Here is a 23,002-nt window from a genome sequence, read left to right on the forward strand (position 1 = left end):
TTGACTATTTCGTCCAACACGCAGGTCTACCTGCGACAAAACATCCAGTTCGAACCGCTGATCAACGGCTGGTACGCGTGGTTTCACACGCTTCCGCCGTTGACCGCCGCCCTCAACGTGGCCGAGCGGTTCCTGCCGCTGCTGAAGTCCTATGCCGCATCGCCGATGATGCATGCGGCGGCCTGCAAGGATCCGGCGATGCGCGGCGGCCCGTTCCTCGACCTGGGCGGCAAGCGCGTCGACGAAATCCGCGCGCTGATCGAGCAGACCACCCGGCGCGCGACCCTGCAACTGGAACTGGCGAAAGCCTACAAGGCGTTCTCCACGCTGCTGCTGGAACGAGCCAAGGGAATGGCTTCGGACCCGCTCTACCCCGAGATTCCGGAGGTGTTGAAAGGCTATGTCGAGATCTACTACGACCTGAACCACAACCCGTCCTTCCGGGTGTTCGAAAGCCTGCTGTACGCGAGCCCGCTCTATGCGCGCGATGCGCAGAGCATCGCGCTGTCGGCGATCGAGGAGAACACGCCCCGGCCATTCATTCTCAGCACGCCCCGGCTCAGCGACGAGCGCACGCTGTTCAGCAACATGGCCTTCGACGATCGCGCGCTCGACGCGCTGTTCCGCATGCGCGACACGCCCGGCAGCTACGCGAAAATCGTCGACCTGATGCGCGTGGAGGAGAAGGACGAGCCGCTGTTCCGCTCGTTCTTCGTCGAAGAGGCGCCGGAACCGAAACCGGATCGTTCGTTCGACGGCGACGACATCCGCATCCGTTACTACGGCCACGCGTGCCTGCTGGTCCAGAGCCGGGGCGTGAGCATCCTGATCGATCCGGTGATCAGCTACGGCTACGACACCGCGCTGCCGCGCTATACCTTCGCCGACCTGCCGGACCAGATCGACTACGTGCTGATCACGCACAGCCATCACGATCACATCGTGCTCGAAACGCTGCTGCAGCTTCGCCACAAGGTCAAGACCGTGGTGGTCGGCAGGAATCTCGACGGCTTTCCGCAAGATCCGTCACTGGAACTGGCGTTGCGCAAGCTCGGCTTCGAAGACGTGCTGGAAGTTCGGGATGCTCAGGAAATCAAGGTGCCCAACGGGGCCATCACCGCCATTCCGTTCCTGGGCGAACACAACGACCTGGCGATCCAGAGCAAGCAGAGCTTCATGATCCGCTTCGGCACGCGCTCGGTGCTGTGCATCGCCGATTCGTGCAACCTGGACCCCGCCCTTTACGAGCATGTCTTCCGCCTCGCCGGCAAGCCGGACACGCTGTTCGTCGGGATGGAAACCGAGGGCGCGCCGCCGTCCTGGGTCTATGGCCCGCTGTTTCCCAACGCGCTGCCGCGCGACATCGATCAGTCGCGGCGGGCGCGGGGCTGCCAGTTCCGCGAGGCCGCCGCGCTGGTGGACGACTTCGCGTTCAACGCGGCGTATGTCTATGCGATGGGTCAGGAGCCGTGGCTGAACCACCTCCTCGACAACACCTTCGACGAAAACTCGCCCAGCCATATCCAGTCCACCCAGTTCGTCGCGCACTGCACGGCCAAGGGCATCGCTTCCGAAATCCTGTACGCGACGAGGGAGATCGTGCTTTGTCAGAACTGAATCTCAACACGCTCTCGACCAGCGGGCAATACCAGGAACACATGGCGTTCTGGAGCGATACGCTCGGCCGCATCGACGAAGACTTCCGCCTTCAGCAGGCGTGGCAGGCGTATGCGCTGCCGCTCGGCCCCGCACCGGAACTGACGTTCGAGCTCGACCGCGACGCGGCGCAGGTGCTGGAGAAGCTCGCCGCCGGCAACCAGCTGGGCGCGTTCGTCGTACTGCTGGCGGCGCTGTTCCGTGTGCTGGGGCACTACAACGGCGCGGCCGGCCTGTTCCTGGATACGCCGCGCCTGATCGCCGAACCCGCGAGCGGTTCCGCCGATCGCGTCCCGCTGTTCGACGCCATCGAGCCCGGCCCCACGGTTCGCGCGTATCTGAACCAGATGCGCGACAGGGTGCAGCGCAGCTATTCGTATCAGGATTTTCCGATCGCCGCCCTCGCGCACAAGCTGCATGGCGAGCGGCGCACGACCAACGTCGGCGTGCGCTTCGACGGTCTGCACGAAGCCTGGGCGTCGGCCGACTACGACCTGTCGATCGAGATCCGCCATCGCGAGCGCTACGAGATCGTGCTGACGGGCCGGCCGACGGTGTTCACGCTGCATTATCTGCAGCATGTCGCGCGACACCTGCGCAACGTGCTGGCCGGCTTCGGCACGCTGGACGCTCAGCTCGACGCCGTCTCGCTGCTCGACGACGACGAACGCGCGCGCCTTCGTTCGCATGCGGCGCCCGTCGCGGTACATGGAACCTTCCTGGAGCAGTTCGCGCAACGGGTCGCGGCCGCGCCGGACGACATCGCCGTGGTGACCGCCGATGCATCGCTGACCTATGCCGAACTGGACGACCAGGCGTCCCGGCTGGCGAGCTTCCTGCTCGCGGAATACGCGATCGAACGCGGCGACGTGGTGGGCGTGGTGGCCGACCGTTCCGAGCGCTGGATCGTCGGCATGCTCGGCGCCCTCAAGGCGGGCGCGGTGTATCTGCCGCTCGACCCGGAGTTTCCGCGGGAGCGGCTGCGCTTCATGATCGAGGACGCGAAGGTCAAGGCGCTGCTGACGCACTCGGAACACCTGCCGTTGCTCGCCGATTTCTGGGCGATCCCGATGTTCGCCCTCGACTTCCAGCTCGACACGCTGGCGCCTGCAGCTGCGGCGGCGCAGGTCGAGGTCCGGCCGGACGATGCGGCGTACATCATCTACACGTCCGGCTCCACGGGCGTGCCCAAGGGCGTCGTGCTCGAACACGCAGGGCTCCTGAACATGGCGCAGTACCATGTGGACGCCTTCGGTTTCGATGCCGCCGACCGGTTCGTGCAGTTCTACTCGCCGGGCTTCGACGGCTCGATCATGGAGATTTTCGTCACGCTGCTCGCGGGCGCGCGCCTGGTACTGGCGAAGCCTGCCGTGATCCGGGACGTGCCGCGTTTCGTCGAATATATCGCGCAGCAGGGCGTCACCACCGTCAACGCGACGCCTGCCTATCTCGCCGCGCTCGACTGGACCGCGCTCGGCGCCGTGAAACGGGTCATCAGCGCAGGCGACAACGCCCGCGCGGCGGATCTGCGCGAACTGGCCCGGACCCGCACGTGCCATAACTCGTACGGCCCCACCGAGGCAACCGTGTGCATCGCGGACTACGTGGTCGACCCGGCAACCGCCTACGGCGCCCGCCTGCCGGTAGGCCGCCCGATCCACAATACGCACCTGTACCTGCTCGACGAGCACGGGGCGCTGGCCCCCGAGGGCTGCACGGGCGAGATCTGCGTGTCCGGCACCGCACTGGCTCGCGGCTATCTCGGCCGGGACGACCTGACGGCCGCCGCTTTCGTCGACCACCCGTTCGAGGCGGGCGAGCGCCTCTATCGCACCGGCGACCTCGGCGTCTGGCTGCCGGACGGCAACCTGGAAGTCACCGGGCGCCGCGACACGCAAGTGAAGATTCGCGGCTATCGCATCGAAATGGGCGAAATCGAAGCGGCGCTCAGGCAGCACGCCGACGTCGCCGACGCGATCGTGTTCGTGCGCGAGGACGCGCCGCAGCACAAGCAGCTGGTGGCCTGCGTCGCGACGGCGACGGCCAGCGTCGCCAGCCTGCGGGAACACCTGAAGGAACGCCTGCCCGAGTTCATGCTGCCGGCGTCGATCGTGACGCTCGAACGCCTGCCGCTGACGCCGAACGGCAAGCCCGACCGCAAGGCGCTCGCCGCGCTGGAACTGGCGCCTGTGCCGGGCGAAACCGCGTACGCCGCGCCGACCAATGACGTCGAAGCGCGCCTGGGCAAGATCTGGTCCGAGGTGCTGGGCCGCGAGCCGATCGGCGTGCACGACAATTTCTTCGAACTGGGCGGCGACTCGATCCTGCTCATCCAGGTGATGTCGCTGGCCCAGCAAATCGGCATCAAATTCACCGCCGACCAGTTTTTCGCGCATCCGACCATCGCCGAGCTGGCGCAGGTTGCGGTGGAGGCGCCGTCGATCCGGATTCCGCAGGAGCCGGTGGTCGGCCCCGCCCCGCTGACGCCGATCCAGCATTGGTTCTTCGCGCAGGACGTGGCGGATCCGCACCACTACAACCAGTCGACGATGATCGAGGTGCCCGCGTCGCTGCGGCCGGACGTGATCGAGCGCGCGCTGGCAGCCGTCGCGACGCATCACGACGCGCTGCGGCTGAGTTTCGAGCGCATCGCCGGCGTGTGGCAGCAATCGCATGCGGCGCCGCCGCTGGCGATTCCGCTCGGCGTCACGTCGCTGGCGGACGCGGCGCCCGCCGCACGGCAGGCCGAGATGCTCGCGACGGCCACCCGCATGCAGGAAAGCTTCACGTTGTCCGTGGCGCCGCTGCTGCGCGCTCACCTGTTCCAGTTCGGCCCCGACGAACCGCAACGCCTGCTCGTGGTGGCGCACCATCTGGTGATCGACGGCGTCTCGTGGCGCATCCTGTTCGAAGACCTGTACACCGCGTGTCGCCAGCTCGAAGCGGGCGAAGCGGTGCAGCTCCCGGCCAGGACGACGGCCTGGCGCGACTGGTCGGCGCGTCTGTCCGAACTCGGCGCGACCGCGCTCGACGAGCTGGGCTACTGGCTCCGGGAGCACGCCGACGAGCACGCGTGCTTCGACGACATGCCGGTCGGCACCGTCGCCGAAGCCGGCACGGCGGTCATCGAGTTCGACGCGCAGCAAACGCTCGCGCTGTTGCAGGACGTGCCGCGCACGTTCAATACCCAGATCAACGAAGTCCTGCTGACGGCCCTGCTGCTCGCGTTCGGCGACTGGACCGGCAACGCGTCGCTGGTCGTCGATCTCGAAGGCCACGGCCGCGAGGACCTCTTCGACGGCGTCGATACGTCACGCACGATCGGCTGGTTCACCGCGCACTATCCGGTGTTCCTGAACGCCGGCGACGCCACCGTGGCGGTCGAGGCGCTGCGCCACGTCAAGGAGCAACTGCGCGCGGTGCCGATGCGCGGGCTCGGCTACGGCATCGCCCGCTACCTCGGCAACGACGAAGGCATCGCGGCGGCGCTGGAACGGCAGCCGCCGGCGCCGGTGCGCTTCAACTATCTCGGCCAGGTCGATCGCGTGCTGGCCGACGACACGGGCTGGAAACCGGTGCTCGACTTCCAGAGTCCCGAGCACAGCCCGCGCGCGCGTCGCGGCCATCTGTTCGAGATCGACGGGATGGTGTTCGACGGCCGTCTGCACCTGACCTGGCACTACAACCGCGAGGCCTGCGCGCCTGGCGTCATCGAGCAGCTGACGCAGTGCTACCGCAGCCGTCTGCTGTCGATCGTCGCGGCCAGCGGCGACGGCCCGCGCGGGCTGAGCCCGTCGGACTTCCCGGCCGCGCGCATCAGCCAGGAAGCGCTGGACGCCCTTGTCTCAAGGATCAAATCGTGACATCCCCCACCATCGCCGATATCTACGAGCTCTCCCCGATGCAGGAGGCGATGCTCTTTCATGCCGTGCACTCGCCCGGCACGAGAAGCAGCTTCAACCAGCTCGGTTGCCGGATCACCGGCAGCCTCGATCCCGCGCTGTTTCATGCCGCATGGCAGCAGCTCATCGATCGGCATCCGGTGATGCGCACGTCGTTCCATTGGGAGGAATTCGACAAGCCCATGCAGGTCGTGCACGCGCACGCCACGCTGCCGTGGGTGCAGGACGACTGGCGCGACCTGCCGGAACACGAACAGCGCACGCGGTGGCGCGCGCATCTCGAAAACGACCTGGCCGAGGGCTTCGCGCTGGATCGCGCGCCGCTCGTGCGCTGTCGCCTGGTGCGCGTCGCCGCTGACGCATACCTGTTCAGCTGGAGCCACCATCACATCCTTGCCGACGGCTGGTGCCTGTCGCTCGTCATCGAGGAGATCTTCCAGGTCTATGGCGCGCTCGCGCGCGGCGTGCCGCCGGCGCTCCCCGCGGTGCGCCCCTATCGCGACTATATCCAGTGGCTGCAGCAGCGCGAGCCGCAAGCCGCGCAGCAGTACTGGACACGCTATCTCGAAGGTTTCCACTCGCCGACCCCGCTGCCCACGGCCGCGCGCGCGGAAGCGGGCGAGCGCTTCGGCCAGGGTCTCGCGCAAGTGCAGGCCGACCTGTCGGCCGACCTGAGCGCACGCCTGCGGCAATTCGCGGCCCGGCATCACGTCACCCTCAATACCCTCGCGCAAGCGGCCTGGGCGCTCGTGCTGTCGCGTTACAGCGGGGAGACCGACGTGGTGTTCGGCGCGGTCGTGTCCGGACGGGGCGCCAATCTGCCGGGGATCGAAACCATGCTCGGCCTGTTCATCAATACGGTTCCGGTGCGGGTGCGGGTCGACCCGCGGCAGCCGCTGGTGCCGTGGCTGAAGATGATCCAGGCGCGCGTGGCTGCCCGCGCGCAGTTCGAGCACACCCCGTTGCCCGACATTCAGCGCTGCAGCGAAGTGCCGCTGACGACGCCGCTGTTCGAGAGCAACATCACGTTCATGAATTACCCGCTCGACGCGTCGCTGACGCATGGCGCGCACGGGCTGGCGGTCGACGAGGTGCTGCTGTACAACCGCGCCGACATTCCGCTCGAATTCGTGGTGACGGCGCGCGACGACTGGAAGATGGAACTGTCGTTCGACCCGCGGCGCTTCGATGAAGACACCATGCAGCGGATGCTGGGCCACGTGGCCGCGACGCTCGACGCCTTCGCGGCCGATCCGAACCGGCTGCTCGGCCGCCTGCCGATCCTGCCCGAGGCCGAACGCCGGCAGTTGCTGGAGACCTTCAACGACACCGCCGTGCCGTTCGACGCCGCGCGCACCGTGGTGCATCGCCTGGAGCAGGCCGCCGCGGACCACCCCGAGCGGCCCGCGGTCGAGTACCGGGATGACGTCCTGAGCGCGGGCGAACTGAACGCGCGCGCCAACCGCACCGCCCACCGCCTGCTGGGCGCCGCCGAGCTGGGGCCGGACACGCTGGTCGCGATCTGCATGCACCGGTCGGCGCGCCTGATGGAGGCGATCCTCGCCGTGTGGAAGTGCGGCGCCGCCTATATTCCGATCGACCCCAACTATCCGGCGGGCCGCATCCGCACCATTCTCGAGGATTCCGGCGCCGCCCTCGTGATTACCTGCGACGGCCTGCTTCCTCCCGAGCTGGCCGCGCTCGCGCCGGTCGTGTCGCTCGACGCCGCCACCGATATCGTCGACGACACCAATCCCGGCCGCCCCGTATCGCCCGACAGCCTCGCCTACGTGATCTATACGTCCGGCTCCACCGGCAAGCCCAAAGGGGCGATGGTCGAGCACGCCGGCATGCTGAACCACATGCTCGCCGAGATCGACGAATTTTCGATCTCGGCGTCGTCGGTGATCGCGCAAACCGCGCCGCATTGCTTCGATATTTCGGTCTGGCAATTCTTCACGGCGCCGCTCGTCGGCGGCAGGACCGTGATCGTCGACGACGAATGCATTCGCGATCCCGCAAGTTTCGTCACGACCCTGGAAGCCACCCGGATCAGCATCGTCGAACTGGTGCCGTCCTATCTGTCCGCCGTGCTCGACCGCGCATCGGAACGGCCGGCGCTGATGCGGCACCTGCGGCACCTGCTCGTCACCGGCGAGATGGTCAGCCCGGCGCTGGTGAAACAGTGGTTCGACGTGTTCCCGGACATCCCCATGGTGAACGCGTACGGCCCGGCGGAAGCGTCCGACGACGTCGCGCAGCACCGCATGACGTGCGCGCCGACCACGCCTTACGTGCCGGTCGGCAAGCCGATCCGCAACGTGCGCATCTACGTCGTCGACCCGCAGATGAACCTGTGCCCGATCGGGATTCCCGGCGAACTTTACGTGTCCGGCGTCGCCGTCGGCCGCGGCTATCTGAACAACGAAGCCGCTACGCGGGAGGCTTTCGTCGAGGATCCGTTCCATCCGGACCGCGGTGTCCGCCTGTATCGCACCGGCGACATCGGCTGCTATCTCCCCGATGGAACGATCGTGCTCCACGGCCGCAAGGACCACCAACTGAAGATCCGCGGCTACCGCATCGAGCTCGCGGAGATCGACAACGCGCTGGCCGCCATTCCGGAAATCCGCCAGGCGGCCGCGCTCGACTATCGCGACGAGACCGGCCGCGCCGCGCTGTGCGCGTATGTCGCGTTCCGCGACGGCGCGTCGCTGAGCGACGGCGAGATTGCCGCCGCGTTGTCCGCCACGCTGCCGGACTATATGGTGCCCGGCATCTACGTGGTGCTCGACGCGCTGCCCTTGAGCGGCAACGGCAAGATCGACCGCAAGGCGCTGCCCCCGCTGGACCGGTCGCGGCTGTCCGCCGCGGCACACGCGCCGACGCTGCCCCGCACGCCCACCGAGACGCTGCTGTGCCGCATCTGGGGAGAAGCGCTGGGCATTGCGCCGCCCGGCATCCACGACAACATCTTCGCGCTGGGCGGCGATTCGATTCTCAGCATGCGCATCGTGTCGCTGGCCGCCAAGGCGGGCCTGAAGCTCACCACCCGGCTCATCTTCCAGCATCCGACGGTCGCCGAGCTCGCCGCCGTGGCTACGCGCGGCACGGTCGGCGCGGCGGAGTTCGTCGCGTCGTCCGGCCCGCTGCCGCTGACGCCCATCCAGAAGGATTTCTTCGCGCAGCGCAAGGACGACCCGGACCAGTACAACCAGGCGGTCCTGCTCGACGTGCCGGCGGACTTCGATCCGGTGTTGCTGCGCGAGGCGCTGCGGCACGCGATCAAATGGCATGACGCGCTGCGGCTGCGCTTTCGTGCGGGCGAGTCCGGCTGGATTCAGGAAGTCGTCGACGATCCGGATATCCCCGTCGGCGTGTTCGAGATCCGGCGCGATCAGCTCGCGCAGCACGTCGCGCAGGCTCATGCGAGCCTGAATCTGTCGGACGGCCCCGTCGTGCGCGCGGACCTGTTCCGCCTCGATGATGGCCGTTCGCTGCGTCTGCTGCTGGTCGCCCATCATCTGGTCGTCGACGGCGTGTCGTGGGGCGCACTGCTCGAAACCGTGTACGACGCCTATAACCGCCTGCGCAACGGCAAGGCGCCCGAATTCGCTGGCGGCAGCGCGACGTGGACCGCATGGACGCGTGCCATCTCGAACTGGGCCGGCTCCGGCGCCGCCGACGCCGACATCGCCCATTGGAACGCCCTGGCGCGTTCCGCGCTGCCCGGCCTGCCGCTCGATCGCGCCGCGTCGGCCGACGCCAATACCGTGTCGTCCGCCGCAACGATCGTGGTCGAACTGGGCGAATCCGCCACCGCGGCCCTGCTGGGCGCAGCGCCCCGCGCCTACGACGCGCAGATCAACGACGTGCTGCTTGCCGCGCTCGCGCGTGCCGTCAGCGACTGGAGCGGATGCGCCGACGTGCTGCTGGATCTCGAAGCGCACGGTCGCGAGGAACTGATCGAAGACCTCGACATCTCGCGCACGGTGGGCTGGTTTACGTCCGTCTTCCCGGTCGTGCTGACGGTCGATGCCGGCCCGCACGATCCGGCTCGCCTGGTTGCGTCGGTCAAGACGCAACTGCGCGCCGTCCCGAGCGCGGGCATCACCTACGGTCTGCTGCAGGACAGGCTCGACGGCCCTGTTCCGCAGCCTCGACTGCTGTTCAACTACCTGGGTCAGACCGACCAGATGCTGAACGCCGCACGCGACTGGAAACAGGCCGCGGAGCCAAGCGGAGACGGGCGCAATGCGAACCAGCTGCGCGAGCACCTGCTCGACGTCAACGCCTACGTGACCGGCAACCGCCTGCACGTTGCGTGGGAATTCAGCCGGGCCTGCCACGACACGGACACCATCCGGCGCGTCGCGCAAGCCTACGTCACGGCGCTCGAATCTTTGGTCGCCGACCATGCCGTCCAGTCCGCATCGACCCGGCCCGCGACCGGTCTGCCGCAGGCGCCGGCCTCGGTCATGCCGGACGAGATCGCCGACGTCTACGCGCTGACGCCGACCCAGCAGGGCATGCTGTTTCACAGCCTGTACGAACCCGCGTCGGATGCCTATTTCAGCAGCCTGAATTTCCGTATCGACGGGGCGCTCGACGTCGAACGGTTCCGCAGCGCGTGGGATACCGTGGCGCACCGGCACGACATCTTGCGAACCTCGTTTCACTGGGAAGAAATCGAAAGCCCCGTGCAGGTCGTGCATCGCCGTATCGACTTGCCGTGGCACGAGGAGGATCTGCGCGCGGCGTCCGCCGTGGAGGCCGAGCAGCGTTGGGAAGCCCACGTGGCGCAAGACCGGGCGCGCGGCTTCGACTTTACCCGCGCACCGCTGATGCGGCTCGCGCTGTTCCGCGTGGAAGATCGGGCATGGCGCTTCCATTGGAGCCATCACCACATCCTGCTCGACGGGTGGAGCTCAGCCCGACTCCTGAGCGAAGTGGCCGCCACCTATCAGGACCTGGCGGACGAAGGCGCCACGGAGCAGGCCGCGCCGCCCGCCTTCGCCGATTACGTGCGCTGGCTGGCGCGCCAGGACGCCGCCGCGGCGGAACGCTTCTGGAAGACGAAGCTGGCGGATTTCCCGGCGACGACGCCGCTCGTGCTGGGTCGCCCCGAACTCGACGGCACGGCCGCGCCGGGCGCCTATGTGGAAGAGCCGCTGCTGCTCTCCGAAAGCGACACGCAACGGCTCGTCGCGTTCGCGCAAACCCATCGCCTCACCCTCAACACGCTCGCGCAGGGCGCGTGGGCGCAGTTGCTGAGCCGCTATAGCGGCGAAGCGGACGTCGTGTTCGGCACGATCGTTTCCGGTCGCCCGGCGTCGCTGCCGGAGTCGGACGAGATGGTCGGCCTGTTCATCAACACGCTGCCGGTGCGGGTCCGCATCGACGCGCGCCCGACGTCCGCGTGGCTGGCGCAATTGCAGATGGATCTCGCGCAGCAGGAGGAATATGCGCACTATCCGCTGGCCGACATCCAGAAATTCGCCGGCCTGCCGCCCGGCGTGCCGCTCTTCGAAAGCCTGCTCATCTTCCAGAACTATCCGGTCGAGGAAGCGCTGGCCGATGCGCTGCCCGGCCTGCGGATCGGCGACTTCCAGGTGTCCGATCCGAACAATTACCCGCTGACGCTGGTCGTGACGCCGGGCAAGCGCCTGTCGCTGCAGGTGCTGTACGACGACGGCCGGTTCGATCGCGAAACGATCGTCCGCCTGCTGCGCCATGTCGAAACCCTGCTCGTCGGCCTGGCGGGCGCGGCAGATCGCCCGAACCGCAGCGTTGCGCTTCTCACCGCCGCCGAGCGGGACGCCATCCTGCTGGGCTGGAACGATACCCACGCGCCGATTCCGTCCGACCGGACGCTGGCCGAACTGATCGAGGCCGTCGCCGCCGCGCACCCCGAGCGCATTGCGGTCCGCCACGGCATGGAGGTTCGCACCTATCGGGACCTCGTCGAAGGCGCCAACCGGATCGCCGATCATCTGCTGCAGACGGCGCCGATCCGGCCGGACGACCGGATCGCCGTCTGGATGCCGCGCTCGCCGCTGATGCTGGAAACGATCCTGGCCATCTGGAAGTGCGGCGCGGCGTATGTTCCGGTCGATCCCGCCTATCCGGCCCAGCGGGTCGAGACCATCCTGACGCTGGCCCGGCCGACGGTCATCGTCGCCACGGACTGCGTGCCGCCGCCGGCGCTGGCGTCGATCCCGCTGGTCGATCCCGCCCGCCTGCCCGTCCGTCACGACACGGGAGCGCCGACGCCGCGCTGCCGGCCCGCGGACCTCGCCTACGTGATCTTCACGTCGGGTTCGACCGGCCAACCGAAGGGCGCGATGGTCGAGCATCGCGGCATGCTCAATCACGTGCTCGCGATGGCGCGCAGGGTCGGGCTCGGCGCGCAGAGCGCGGTCGCCCAGACCGCTTCGCACTGCTCCGATATTTCGGTCTGGCAGTGCTTCGCGGCACTGGCGTCGGGCGGCACGACGGTGATCTATCCCGATGCCGTCATCCTCGAGCCCGCGCGCCTGATCGACAGCCTGCACCGCGACCGCATCACGGCGATGCAATTCGTGCCGTCCTATCTGGCGACCTTTCTCGGCGAGCTGGAACGGCACGCGGCGCCGGCCTTCCCGCACCTCGAAACGCTGCTGACGATCGGCGAAACCCTGCAGCCCGCCGCCGCGCAAGCCTGGTTCCGCCTGAATCCGGCGGTCCGGCTCATCAACGCCTATGGGCCGACCGAGGCGTCGGACTCCGTCGCGCATTACCGCATGGAGCGTGCGCCGGATCTGCCGGCGATTCCGATCGGCCGGCCGATCGAGAACCTGCGCCTCTACGTCGTGGATGCCGACATGAATCCGTGCCCGGCCGGCGTCAAGGGCGAGATCTGCATCGGGGGCGTCGGCGTCGGACGCGGCTACCTGTTCGACGAAGCACGCACCCGGGCGGTGTTCCGCGACGATCCGTTCAGTCCGGAACCGGGCGCGCGCCTGTATCGCACCGGCGACATCGGCTGCTTCGGGCCGGACGGCAATCTCCACTTCTTCGGCCGCCGCGACTTCCAGGTCAAGATCCGCGGGTATCGCATCGAGCTCGGGGAAATCGAAGCCGCGCTGACCGGTCTCGCAGGCATCTCCAATGCCGTCGTGGTCGCCCGCGAGACGTCGGGCCCGGAAAAGACCCTGTGCGGCTACGCGTCGGGTACCGGCTGGACGCCCAAAGGCCTGCGCGACGCACTGCGCGAAAAGCTGCCGGCGCATATGGTGCCCGACACCGTGATGCTGCTGCCGGCGCTGCCCGTCATGCCGAACGGCAAGATCAACCGCGCCGCGCTGCCGCTCCCGGATGCCGCGTCCATCCCCGACGGCGTGCCGGCCGAACCGCAGACGCCTGTTGAAGCGGCGCTGCTGCGCATCTTCGCCGAGGTGCTCGGCCGCCGGCCGAACGGTGTCGACGACGATTTCTTCGAGCATGGCGGCCAAAGCCTCAAGGCGATCCAGATGGTCAGCCGGATCCGGCGCGAACTGAAACTGAACGTCGCGGTCGCCGATATCTTCCATGCGCCGTCGCCGCGAGCGCTCGCGCAGAAGCTGGCTGCCACGCCCGCCGACGGCGACGGCGACGGCGCGATCATCCCGGCGCTTGCCGTGCAACCGTCCTACGCGGTGTCTCGCGCACAGAAGCGGATCTGGCTCGCCAGCCGCAGCGCGGATCCGTCCACGTACAACATGGCAGGCGCGCTGCAACTGGACGGCGCGGTGGATACGGCGCGCCTCGTCCGCGCGTTCGACGCGCTGGTCGATCGCCACGAGAGCCTGCGCACGGTGTTTGCGATGATCGAAGGCGAACTGCGGCAACGCATCCTCACTCGCGACGCATCCGGATTCCGGGTCGAGCAAATGGATCTGGCGGACGATGCCGGCCCGCAAGCGATCGATGCGCTGATTCGCGCGGAAAGCGAGCAGCCGTTCGATCTCGCGTCGGGACCGCTCTTTCGCGTCAAGCTGGTCCGGCTCTCGCCGGAGCAACACCTGCTGCTGCTGAACATGCACCACGCGATATCGGATGCGTGGTCGATCCGCGTGCTGACCGACGACCTGCATGCGCTTTATGCGGGACGCGACCTGCCGCCGCTTTCGATCCAGTACCGCGACTACGCCGCGTGGCACAACGCCAGCCTGGAAGGCGCGCGTGCCGCCGCGCATCGCGCGTACTGGCTCGAGCAACTGGCGCCGCCGCTGCCCCGCCTGCAACTGGCATCGGACTACCCGCGTCCCGAGCGGCTCGGTCATGCCGGGCAGACGCTCGAAGTCGAACTGTCTGAGCCGCAGGCGGCGGGACTCGCGACGCTGGCCCGCGCTCACCATACGTCGCTCTACGCGGTGCTCCTGGCCTCGTTCTGCGTGCTGATGCACCGCTACACGGGGCGCGAGGACATCGTCATCGGCAGCGTGTCGGCCGGGCGCGACAGCGAACAGCTCGAATCGCAGATCGGGGTGTACCTCAACACCGTCGTGCTGCGCGTCCCGGTGCGGAAATCCGCGACCGTCGCCGAGGTGATCGACGGTGTGGCGAAGGCCTCCACGCAAGCGCTGGAGCATGCGTCCTATCCGTTCGATGTGCTGCTGGAAGACCTGAAGATCCGCACCCCGGCGGGCCATTTCCCGATCTTCGACATTCAAGCGAACTACGTTTCGATACCCGCGCCGCAGCCCGGTCTGCACATCACGGACATCTCGCAGACGGACAGCACGGCCAAGTTCGACCTGTCCTTCCAGATCGTGGAAAGCGAAGGCAGGCACCTTATCCAGTTCATCTACAACACCCGCCTGTTCCGCCCCGCGACCATCGCCGCGATGCGCGATCGGCTGCTCGCGATCCACGACGTCTTCCGCCGCGATCCGACCACGCCGGTCGATCGCATCCCGCTCCCCGGCGACGCGCCCGCCGCCAGCGCCCGGGTCCGGGTCGGCCTGCGCCTGAAGCGCGCGCCCGAAGTCACGGCCGACGACGCGCTCGAGGAGAAGACGTGATGCGGGCCGGCCGGAGTTCGAGCAGCGGGCGCCGTGCGCGCCGCTTCGGGTTGTTTCAGGTGAACAAAACGTCTCAAGGAGTTTCCTGTGCAAGACAATAACGTGCTGGTCACCGACCATCGCTATGCGCAAACCGCGCGCTTCTGGCGCGAAAGCCTTTCCCTGGTCGCCGGCGTCTACCGGATCGCAGCGCACGCCCCGGTGCAGCAGCCGGGTCGCCTGCTGTCCCGCACGGTGCCGCTCACGCCCGCGTCGCTCAACCTGTTGCGGCGCATCGGCGACGGCGAGCTTGCCGAGTTCGCCGTCACGGCCGCGGGCATTGCGTTCCTGCTCTGGAAATACTTCCGGATTCCGGTCACGGTGCTCGGAACGCCGGGGCTTGCCGAGCATCCGCCGGCCCGGGCCGCCACCGTTCCGCTGATCATCGAGGTCCGTCCCGAGGAGCGCATCGAGGACTACCTGTCGCGAGTGGCGGGAATCGTGGAAGACAGCTATGCCGAGCACCATTTCCCGCTGGAAACGCTCGTGCGCAACGAAAAGGACATGGATCTCGCGCAGCTCACGAAAGTCGCGCTGGTGGACGATCGGGTGCACCACACGCTGACCGATCAGGACGACGACCTGCAGTTGCACCTGCGGCTCGCGCGCGGCGAAATCGAGCTCCGTCATACCGACGCCATCGAGCCGTTCGTCATCGACGGTTTCGCGAACAGCCTCGGCGCGGTGCTGGAGGCATTCGAACACCTCGACAAGCCGGTCGGCGACATAGAATCGAGCCCGCCGGAAGAGCGCCGGCTGCTGGCCGCCTTCAACGAAACCGCGGCGGCCGGGCCCGGCCACCTCACGGTCGTCGACATGTTCGAGGCGCAGGTCGCCCGCACGCCGGCGGCGCCGGCCCTGGTCACCGACAGCTCGCTGATGACCTACGCCGACCTGAACGCCCGGGCCAACAGTCTGGCGGATCAGTTGGTCAACCACTACGGCGTCGGCCCGGAATCGCTGGTCGGCGTCATGCTCGACCGTTCCGAATGGATGATCGTCGCGATTCTCGGCATATTGAAGGCGGGGGCGGCGTTCGTTCCGCTGGATCCGGCGTATCCGGCCGAACGGATCAATCACATCCTCGGCGACACCGGCCTGTCGCTGCTGGTGACCCAGTCGAGTCAACTGGCGCAGTGGTATGAATTCTCCGGCGCGACGCTGCTGCTGGATCAGGAGCTTCCCGGCTGGACGCCGCTGCCGGACAATCCGCCGCGCCGCGCCGAGCCGGCGAACCTGGCCTACGTGATCTACACGTCCGGCTCGACCGGCCGACCGAAGGGCTGCCTGCTCGAACACCGGAACCTGGCCCACTACATTGCCTGGGCCGCCGGGTATTACTTTCCGGACAGCTCGACCGGCAGTTTCGGCCTGTACAGCTCGCTGTGCTTCGATTTCACGCTGACCAACATCTTCTGCCCGCTGGTGCGCGGCAAATCGCTGCGCATCTATCCTCAGTCGGAAAGCATCGACACCATCCTGGCCCGGATGTTCCAGCCCGGCAGCGGCGTCGACACCCTCAAGCTCACGCCCACCCACATTCACCTGCTGGAATACATGAACCTGGCACGCTCCGGCGTGCGCAAGGTGATCGTCGGCGGCGAGGAACTGACGCCCCAGCACATCGCCACGCTGCGGAAGATCGATCCCGCGATCGAAATCTACAACGAATACGGTCCCACCGAGGCGACGGTCGGCTGCATCGTCGAGCGCGTCGAGGACGCGCCGTCCACGGTGCTGATCGGCCGGCCCATTGCCAACACTCGCGTGTACATGCTCGACGAAGCGCTGCGGCCGGTCCCGATCGGCGTGCCGGGGGAAATCTGCATCGCCGGCGACGGCCTCGCGCGCGGCTACCACCAGCGGCCCGACGTCACCGCCGCGAAATTCGTCGAGCATCCGTTCACCGGCGAAGCGCGCCTCTATCGCACCGGCGACATCGGCCGCTGGCTGCCCGACGGACAGATCCAGTGCTATGGACGCGTCGACGATCAGGTCAAGATCCGCGGGCACCGCGTCGAACTCGGCGAGATCGAGGCCGCGATCGCCGCGCATGAGGATGTCGTCGGCGCGGCGGTCATGCTGCGCGAATCGGCCCACGGGGTGCGCAAGCTGGCGGCCTACGTCAAGGGTTCCGCGAGCCTGAGCGTGCCGGACCTCAGGGCCTATCTGGCCGGGAAACTGCCGGACTACATGGTCCCGTCCGACATCGTCCCGATCGCCGAATTTCCGCTGAACGCCAACGGCAAGCTGGATCGCCCGGCGCTCCTGGCCCTGGAGCCTGCCGCCGCCAGTCTCGACGCCGCCAGTCTCGACGCCACGCCGATCCAGCTCGAACTGGTGCGCATCTGGCGCGAAGTGCTCGACAATCCGGCCGTCGATCTCACCGGCCGCTTCTTCGACTACGGCGGGGATTCGCTGCAGGCCATGCAGCTCGTCTCGCGGATCTGGGGCAGTTTCTCCGTCGAAATCGGCATCGACGCGATCTTCGAACTCCAGACCATCAGCGCGGTGTCCGACCTGATCGAAGCGTCGTCGCACCGGACCGGTTCGACGGCCGGCAACATCCTGCCCCGCTCGCGCGCGAACGACCTGCCGCTGTCCTTTGCGCAGCAGCGCCTGTGGTTCCTCGCGCAACTGGAAGGCCCGTCGGCCACCTATAACATCTCGAGCGCGCTGCGTTTCGACGGCGATCTGGACATCGCGCGCCTGCGGGCCGCCGTGTCCGAAATCAGCCGGCGTCACGAGATCCTGCGCACCACGTTTCCCACGGTCGACGGCCGCGGGGTTCAACGCATCGCCCCGCCGGCGCCGGTCGCGCTCGACGTCGTCGACGTCGACACCGAGTCCGACACGCTCGCGCTGCTCGCCGAGGAAGCCGACCGCCCATTCGATCTCGCCGCCGGGCCGCTCTATCGTGTCGTGCTGTATCGCGTGCATGAGCGCCTGCACGTCTTCGGCATCACGATGCATCACATCATTTCCGATGCATGGTCGTCAGGCATCCTCATCGGCGAACTGGCCGCGCTCTATGCCGGCCAGCCTCTGCCGGAACTGGCCGTCCAGTACGCGGACTACGCCGCCTGGCAGCACGAACGCCTGGCGTCGGCCGACACGCATCGGGAACTGGCGCTCGTGAGCGCGGCGCTGGCTGACGCGCCGGACCTGATCGAACTGCCCACCGATCGCCCCCGGCCCGCCATCCAGCGTTTTCACGGCGCGGTTCTGCCGTTCCAGTTGAACGGCGAACGCACGGACGGCCTGCGCGCGATCGCGCGTGCGTCCGGCACCAGCACGTTCATGGTCGTGCTCGCCGCGTATGCGCTGCTCCTTTCGCGGTACAGCAACCAGCAAGACCTCGTCATCGGCTCCCCGATCGCCAATCGGCGTTCCAGCATGACCGAGCCGCTGATCGGCTTCTTCGCGAACATGCTCGCGCTGCGCGTGGATCTGTCGGGCAATCCGACCTTCGGCGAACTGCTGGCGCGCGTGAAGCGCGTCGCGCTGGACGGCTACAGCCGCCAGGAGATTCCGTTCGAGCAGGTGGTGGACTCGCTCAAGCTCGAACGCAACCTGAGCCGCACGCCGGTTTTCCAGGCCGTGTTCGCGTATGAAAAAGCGCAACCCGATGCGGTGAACTTCCCCGGTCTCGTGGCAACGCCTGTGTCGGTGGAGACCCACACCGCCAAGTTCGACCTCACGCTGCATATCCAGGATGCCGACCACGGCCTCGCGGGCTCGCTGGAATACAACCTCGACCTGTTCGACGCCGCCACGATCGATCGCATGGCGGAACACTTCCGCACGCTCGTCGATGCCGTGGTCGCCGATCCGAACCGGCCGCTCAGCGAGCTTTCGTTGTCGCGCGATGCGGAGCGGAACCTGCTGACTGTCGAGTGGAACCGGACCGAAACGGATTTCGGCGCCAACGCCACGCAGCCGCTGCATCGGCTGTTCGAACAACAGGTCGAGCGCACGCCCGATGCCGTCGCCGCCGTCTGCGACGACGCCTCGCTCACCTACGCCGAACTCAACCTGCGCGCCAACCGCCTTGCCCATCGCCTCATCGAACTCGGTGTCGTTCCCGATGCTCTCGTCGGCGTGGCGATGGAGCGTTCGCTCGACATGATCGTCGCGCTGCTCGCCATCCTCAAGGCCGGCGGCGCTTACGTCCCCGTCGATCCCGACTACCCCGCCGAACGCGTGCGCTTCATGATCGACAACGCGCAGTTGCGCTGGCTCCTCACCCAGCAGCATCTGCTTGACGCGCTGCCCGACACCGACGCCCGCGTGATCGTCGTCGATCGCGACGCGCTCGAGCTCGACGCCGCGCCCGCGTCCAACCCCGCGCCTGCGCTGAACGGCGACAACCTCGCCTACATGATCTACACCTCCGGTTCGACCGGCCGGCCCAAGGGCGCGCTCAACACCCATCGCGCGATCACCAACCGCATCCTCTGGATGCAGCACGCCTACGCGCTCGACGCCGACGATGCCGTGCTGCAGAAAACCCCGTTCAGCTTCGACGTCTCGGTCTGGGAATTCTTCTGGCCGCTCATCACCGGCGCGCGCCTCGTGTTCGCCCGCCCCGGCGGCCAGCGCGAGACCGACTACCTGGTCGAACTCATCGAGCGCGAACGGATCACCACGATCCATTTCGTGCCGTCGATGCTGCGCGCCTTTCTCGACCATCCGGACCTCGACGCGCACTGCACGTCGCTGCGCCGCGTCGTGTGCAGCGGCGAGGCCCTGCCGTTCGACCTGCAGCAGCGTTGCTTCGCGCGCCTCGACGTTTCGCTGTTCAACCTCTACGGCCCCACCGAGGCTGCCGTCGACGTGACCGCCTGGGAATGCCGGCGCGACGACCCGCACCGCATTGTCCCGATCGGCCGGCCCATCGCCAACACCCGCCTCTATATCGTGGACGCGCAGTTGCAGCCCACGCCGGTCGGCGTGGCGGGCGAACTGCTGATCGGCGGCACGCCGGTCGGCCGCGGCTACCACGGCGAGCCCGAACTGAGCGCCGAGAAGTTCATCGCCGATCCGTTCTCCAACGACCCGCATGCACGCCTCTATCGCACCGGCGATCTCGCGCGCTACCGGCCCGACGGCAACATCGAGTTCCTCGGCCGCATCGACCATCAGATCAAGCTGCGCGGCCTGCGCATCGAACCCGGCGAAATCGAGGCCGCGCTGCGCGAGCATCCGTCGGTCGACGACTGTGTCGTGATCGCGAAAACCGACGGCGCGCGGACGTACCTGATCGCCTATGTCGCGACCGCATCGCCGGACATCGCCGATCTGCGCGGCTATCTGAGCGGCAAGCTCGCGGACTACATGGTGCCGTCGAGGTTCGTCGCGCTCGAATCCCTGCCGATGCTGCCCAACGGCAAGATCAACCGCAAGGCGCTGCCCGTCCCGGCGGACACGGTCGACGCGGCCCGGTTGCACGCGCCTGCCGTCACACCCAGGGAAGTCCTGCTGGCGTCTATCTGGCAAGACGTGCTGCAACTGCAGTCCATCGGCATCCACGACAATTTCTTCGAACTTGGAGGCGACTCCATCCTGAGCATCCAGGTGATCTCGCGCGCCAATCAGGCGGGACTTCGCGTGACGACGAAACAACTGTTCCAGTATCAGACCGTCGCCCAGCTGGCCGCCGCGCCTGAAGAACGGGCAGCGCATGCGCCGAGCGTCAGCCCGCTGGGCGATGCGCCGCTCACCCCGGTCCAGCACTGGTTCTTCGAACAGGAGATCGATGCGCCGTCGCACTACAATCAAACGGTCCTGATTCAGGTGCCGTCGGATATCGACGCGTCGAAGCTCGCCGACGCGTTCCGACAAGTCTACGAACATCACGATGCGTTGCGCCTGCGTTTCTCGCGCAGCGCCGGCGGCTGGACGCAAGAAGTCGCCGCAGCTGGCGAGATGCCGGCGCTCTTTGCGAAGCAAGCGATAGCAGGCGACGCCGGCGAGCGCATGGCGGCCATGCGCGCTGCCGCTGCGCAAGCGGAACGCGGCATCGACATCACGCATGGCCCGTTGCTGGCGGCCCGGCTTTTCTGCTTTGCCGACGAGCCGCTCGCCCGCCTGTTCGTGTCGATTCATCACCTTGCGGTGGACGGCGTGTCATGGCGCGTGCTCCTCGAGGACCTGCATGCCGCCTACCACGGCCAGCCGTTGTCCGAGAAGACGACTTCGTTCCGCGAATGGGCCCTGCACCTGCAGCAACTGGCCCGGTCGCCTGCCATCGGCGACGAAGCCCCACTGTGGCAAGCCCTCCTGTCGCAGGACGTCGAGCCCATGCCGGTCGATTATCCGGCCGCGGGCGCGGCCCACAACGCGGTCGGCGACGCGGCATCCGTTTCATTCGAGCTGGACGAAGCCGAAACCGCGGCGTTGCTGCGCCGGCTGCCGCGGGCCTACGACACCCGCATCAACAACGTCCTGCTCGTCGCGCTCGCGCAAGCATGCAGCATGGTCACGGGCAACGCGCGCACCCGGATCGATGTCGAAAGTCACGGCCGCCACGTGTCCGATGCGCCGATCGACGTCAGCAGGACGGTGGGCTGGTTCACCTCCATCTATCCGATCGTCCTCGAGGTCGACGCGACGCAGACGCCGGAGCAGGCGTTGCGCGACGCGCAGCAACAGTTGCGCCGGATTCCGGCCGAAGGCCTCGGATATTCGCTGCTCCGCTACCTGGGCCCCGACGACGCCGTGCGTGACAGCCTCGCCGCGCTGCCGAATGCCGACATCCTCTTCAACTATCACGGACAACTCGATACCGTGCTGCAGCAATCCGATGGCTGGAGCCCGGCTGCCGAAGACCTCGGTTCGCTGCGCTCCGAGCGAGCCCTGCGCACGCATGCGTTCGAGATCGTCGCCGCCGTTTCCGACGGCAGGCTTCAGGTGGACTGGCGCTACGGCGAGCGTCTCCACCAGCGGCAGACGGTCGAAAACCTGGCCGCGCACTTCAAGGACCGGTTGCTCGACTTCGCGGCGTCGGTTCCCGACACCGCGTGGGACGACCTCGAAGACAGCTACCCGCTCTCGTCCCTGCAGCAGGGCATTCTGTTCCATTCGCTATACGAGCTGGATCCCGCTGCCTATTTCCAGCAGTTCAGCTTCGTCGTCAGCGGCCCGCTCCAGGTGCCGGCGCTCCGGCAAGCCTGGGCCAATGCGCTCGCGCGCCATGCCGTGCTGCGTACCGCGTTCGCGTGGGCCAATCGCGATCATCCCGTCCAGACCGTCCGGCACACGGTCGATCTGCCGTGGACGTTCCTCGACTGGCGACACCGCGATGCATCCCGCCGCGCGCAGGACTTCGATGCATTCCTCGCCGACGACCGGCAGCGCGGCTTCGATTTGCAGCGGGCGCCGTTGTTCCGCTGCACGCTGATTCAGGAAGCGGAGGCACGCCATCGGTTCTGCTGGAGCGCACACCACATCATTCTCGACGGCTGGAGCACCGCCACCCTGATGAAGGAAGTGTTCGCCGATTACCTGTCGCTCGTCCGCACCGGCGTGCCTGCGGTCGCAGCGTCGGCGCCGGGATACCGCAGGTACATCGACTGGCTCGCGCGCCATCCTCGTTCGGCCGACGAAACCTGGTGGCGCGCCGAACTGGCCGGGTTTCATGCCGCCACGCCGATCGCAGCCCATCCGGCCGGGCAGATCTCCGGCGATGCCGCACGGCACGACAAACGCAGGACCCAGCAATTCCTGCTGGACGAGGCCCTGACCGCTCGGCTGCAAGCGCTCATGCGAACCCATCGCCTCACCCTCAACGTCCTGATCCGCGCGGTCTGGGCGTTGGTGCTGCGGCGCCACGCCGGGACGGACGACGTCGTCTTCGGCGTCACCGTGTCCGGTCGCCCGCCGCAGCTCGACGGCGTCGAGTCGATCGTGGGCCTGTTCATCAACACGCTGCCGTTTCGCTTGCGCATCGCGCCGGAACGCCCCTTCATCGAATGGCTGGCGACGGTTCACGCAGCCCAGACGGCGATGGAGCCGCATTCGTACAGCTCGCTGGTCGATATCCAGTCGTGGAGCGAACTGCCCGCCCGCGACAGCCTGTTCGACAGCCTGCTGGTGTTCGAGAACTTCCCGGTTGCCGCCGCCCCCGATCTCGGGCCCGACGACATCGAGATCCTCGACACCCGCGCCTTCGCGGAAGCGCATTACCCGCTGACCCTGACCGTACACCCGGATACGCGCGTCAGCTTCCAGATCGCGCACGATGCGCACCGCGTCGCCCCCGAGGTGGTCCGGCAGATGCTGGACACCATCCGCGCGTTGCTGGAACGATTCGCCGACGACCCGGCCCAGCTGACCGGCCGGCTCGCCGATGCGCCGGCG

General features: G+C 67.6%; 4 protein-coding genes. All 4 read left to right on the top strand.

Features of this window, described 5'->3' with window-relative positions:
* The gene (locus AC3WLY_RS34710; RefSeq protein WP_492310849.1) at positions 1–1,617 is read left to right on the top strand and encodes an MBL fold metallo-hydrolase; all 1,617 of its coding nucleotides are present in this window, start codon (positions 1–3) and stop codon (positions 1,615–1,617) included.
* Positions 1,605–5,519, top strand: coding sequence for an amino acid adenylation domain-containing protein (locus tag AC3WLY_RS34715; protein ID WP_492310848.1), 3,915 nt, complete (start codon positions 1,605–1,607; stop codon positions 5,517–5,519). The genes AC3WLY_RS34710 and AC3WLY_RS34715 overlap by 13 nt, the downstream gene beginning before the upstream one ends.
* The gene (locus AC3WLY_RS34720) at positions 5,516–14,602 is read left to right on the top strand and encodes an amino acid adenylation domain-containing protein (protein WP_492310851.1); all 9,087 of its coding nucleotides are present in this window, start codon (positions 5,516–5,518) and stop codon (positions 14,600–14,602) included. Before AC3WLY_RS34715 ends, AC3WLY_RS34720 begins: the two co-directional genes overlap by 4 nt.
* Positions 14,603–14,689: 87 nt before the next feature.
* Positions 14,690–23,002: amino acid adenylation domain-containing protein (locus AC3WLY_RS34725; RefSeq protein WP_492332755.1), on the top strand; the 8,313-nt coding region annotated here is incomplete at its 3' end.

Source organism: Burkholderia sp. FW306-1C-G01B (genome assembly GCF_058781685.1).